The following is a 3150-nucleotide window of genomic DNA, read 5'->3' as shown; positions in this document are numbered from 1 at the left end:
TCCTGAACTACTGCTGACTTTTTCAGCTGGTCACCCACCAGGAGGTATTGACTCAAACTATTACTCTGACTAATTTGTCAGTTTTACTGAGATCTAGTCTACCGTACTTTTAAAAGAGCCGCACCCAATTTAATTCGCCAACGGAAAGCGCACCGGAGGGGGGAAATTGAGTTAAAGTCCCCCAGAATTGGGGGATTTAGGGGGCTTGCAGCTAAAGCTAGTGAGGTCAATTCATATGAAAACGGCTGTAAGACCCATGACAGGAAAAACTTGGCTGTCTTAAAACCTCGTTGGCTAAATTGCAACGATAGGTTCCAATAGTGAATAGCAAACATAGAGGGAATTGATGATGACCCAAGATTTACCAAAGTCAAGGAAACGGAAGCTGCTTGTGGTTGATGACCACGAATTGATGCTGGGTGGAATAATCGACACCCTACGACGGAAGTATCCAGAAGCGGAAATCCTAACAGCTCAAACGTTCCAGAGCGCTCTGGAACAACTGGAACGATTTCAGCTTGACCTTGTTATTGTCGATCTTTCCATTCCAGAAGCTTCTGAGAATACAGCTAAAATCGAGACGGGTATTAAACTCTTGCAGATAGTGATGAAGCAGTATCCCAACCTCAATCTTGTGGTGTTAAGCACTTACCTCAAAGCCCTGGTGCGGATTAAGGATGAGATTGACGAGCACAACGGGGGTTTCACCTTGGTAGATAAGGGTTTCTCCGGTCAGGTTATGTTAACCAGAGTTGACTGGGCATTGCAGGGATTAACCCATACAAAAGATCTAAATATGCTCAAAGGAGAAGTTAAGCCAGAGTGGCTGGAGTTACTCACCCTAGCATTTCATGAGGAATTGCAAGATAAGGCAATTGCTGGGCGTATGCATAAAAGTGAACGAACTGTGGTTCACTACTGGACGAAAATTCGAGACGTTCTGGGTGTTTATCCTGAAGGTGGGAAGAATCTCCGAATTCAAACCGAGATGCGAGCCAGAGAAGAAGGGTTTATTGATTGATAAATTAAGCAAGGAAAAAACCTGTTGTTGGGAAGTATTTGGCCAAAAATAAGAAACAAAATTGGCACCTGGCGTGGAGGAGAATTGCCAGGAATTGCAGTGATTGGACTGGTAATGTTAGCCCGTCTCAATGGATACCTTCAATTTAGTGAGTGGATAACCCTCGATACTTTTCTGCGTTTGCGTCCTTATGAACCTATGGATGAACGGGTTGTTATTGTTGGAATTGATGAAGAGGATATCCAGGATGTAGGAACCTATCCCATACCGGATCAAGACATTGCAAGGCTGCTGCGGAGATTGCAAACCTACAAACCTAGAGCAATTGGTCTTGATATTGTTCGGGATCTACCAGTTGAGCCAGGTCACGAGCAACTGGTTGAAACCTTTGAGGATATCAAGAATCTGATTGCCATTGAAAAAGTATTACCAACTAAAATTAAGCCACCACCGGGATTTCCCCCGGAACGGGTTGGTTTCTCAGATGTTCTTTTCGATGGGGATGGCAACGTCCGGCGCAGTCTTCTAGGGACTCCTACTCCTGAAGGGGGCAAGTTCTCTTTATCTCTCCGTCTGGCAAAAACTTATTTAACGGTTGAAGGCATTTCTCTCGAAAATGGCATTAAAAATCCTGATGGGATGATGTTTGGTTCAACGGAGCTACCTCGTTTTTTGCCCAATTCTGGTGGCTATGTGGGAACTGATGCGGGTGGAGTTCAGGTGCTGCTCAATTTTCGGAGTGGTCGAGAACGCTTTCGTATTCTATTACTTAAGGATATCAAAACCGAGAATTTTAATCCCAGTTGGATTCGCGATCGCATTGTGATTGTTGGAGTCACTACTCCCAGCATCAAAGACACTGTCAATACCACTGCCATCAAGGGTTTGAACCCTCCTGGCGAAATCTATGGTGTAGAATTTCATGCCCATGCTACTAGTCAAATTCTCAGTGCTGTTCTGGATCAGCGATCGCTTTTAAGAACTTGGTCAGATCCTTGGGAATATCTATGGATTTTAGGTTGGGGTTTTCTGGCCATTGGTCTTGGTCGGCTGACTCAATCCCCATTCAAAAATCTGTTTGGTGTTGGGGTTGCCAGCTTTGGACTAGTTGGAGTTGGTTATGTGTTCCTAGTTTGGGGCTGGTGGATTCCAGTAGCACCAGCGTTGTTAATTTTAGTCATAAATAGTTTACTATTTCCTGCTTTCTATCACTATGACCAGGCTTTGAGGTCTCAGATCAATGTGCGCCAACGGACTATTGATGAAACATTTAATATCATTCATAATGGCCCAATGCAAACACTAGCGTACATTATTACGCGCATTCAAAACCAGGATTTGCCAGAAGATGAATTACTGTTGAAACTTAAAACTATCAAGGATGACATATGGGAAATTGCAGACTACCTCAAACAATAAACTCTGACTCAAGAAGAAACTATCCGTCTAGGAAGTAACCTAAAACTGTCATTGAAGCATCCAATAAGTAAGCTGTTCTATGAAGTCTGTAGAGATACGCTGGAACGGCATCTTCCTCATTTTAATACCCTTAAGGTTAAAGCCCTTAAATTTGAGGAGATCCCGGAACAATATTTAACTATTGAGCAAAATCGAGAACTCTGTCAGTTTCTCGAAGAAGCTTTGTACAATGTCGGGAAACATGCTAAAGGAGTAACTCGTCTTAGTGCGACTGGTAAGCTACATGAGAACCGGTACACTCTGAGTGTTAAAGATAATGGCTCTGGCATCTGTTCATCTTCTGAAAACCGAGGAACACAGCAAGCTAAAGCTCTGGCGAAACAACTAGGAGGAACATTTAAGCGAGAGCCTCTTTCTCCCCAAGGAACTCTGTGTGAGTTAACCTGGCCTTTAGCAGGTCGTAACTGGAGTCTTGCCAAAGTTAGCTATCGCTTGAAAACTCTTTTTTTGAAAGTTTTTAAATATACCAAAAAATTCTAAAATAGTTGCGTAGGGTGCGTTAGGGGTGGGATTGCCCTGATTTCCAGGAAACGAGCTAAGGAAACTTCCAGCAAGTTATCCCCCATGAAAAATACTGACTTACCACGCAACAGCTGGATATAATCCTCCAAGCTTTCCCAAATTTTAGCTTCCCGTTCTGCCAAGCCTTT

At 43.4% G+C, this 3150-nt stretch carries 3 protein-coding genes; all 3 read left to right on the top strand.

The annotated features are described in order from the left end of the window. Window positions 1-349 precede the first annotated feature (349 nt). From F6K20_RS31190 to F6K20_RS31180, 3 genes are read left to right on the top strand one after another with little or no spacing between them, the layout of a single operon-like run. A complete protein-coding gene (locus F6K20_RS31190) occupies window positions 350-1021 on the top strand; it encodes a response regulator transcription factor (protein WP_008189813.1) in 672 nt (223 codons plus the stop codon). 24 nt (window positions 1022-1045) lie between these two features. Continuing rightward, window positions 1046-2440, top strand: a complete 1395-nt coding sequence (locus F6K20_RS31185) for a CHASE2 domain-containing protein (protein ID WP_287297315.1) — start codon at window positions 1046-1048, stop codon at window positions 2438-2440. A 51-nt stretch (window positions 2441-2491) separates the two neighbouring features. After that, a complete protein-coding gene (locus F6K20_RS31180; RefSeq protein WP_287297313.1) occupies window positions 2492-2980 on the top strand; it encodes a sensor histidine kinase in 489 nt (162 codons plus the stop codon). The last annotated feature ends 170 nt before the right edge of the window (window positions 2981-3150 follow it).

It is taken from the genome of Moorena sp. SIO2C4 (genome assembly GCF_010672485.1).
In the GTDB taxonomy this organism is placed as follows: domain Bacteria; phylum Cyanobacteriota; class Cyanobacteriia; order Cyanobacteriales; family Coleofasciculaceae; genus Moorena; species Moorena producens.
Note: the sequence above shows the minus strand (reverse complement) of the source record. Positions and strands in the feature narration are given on the sequence as shown.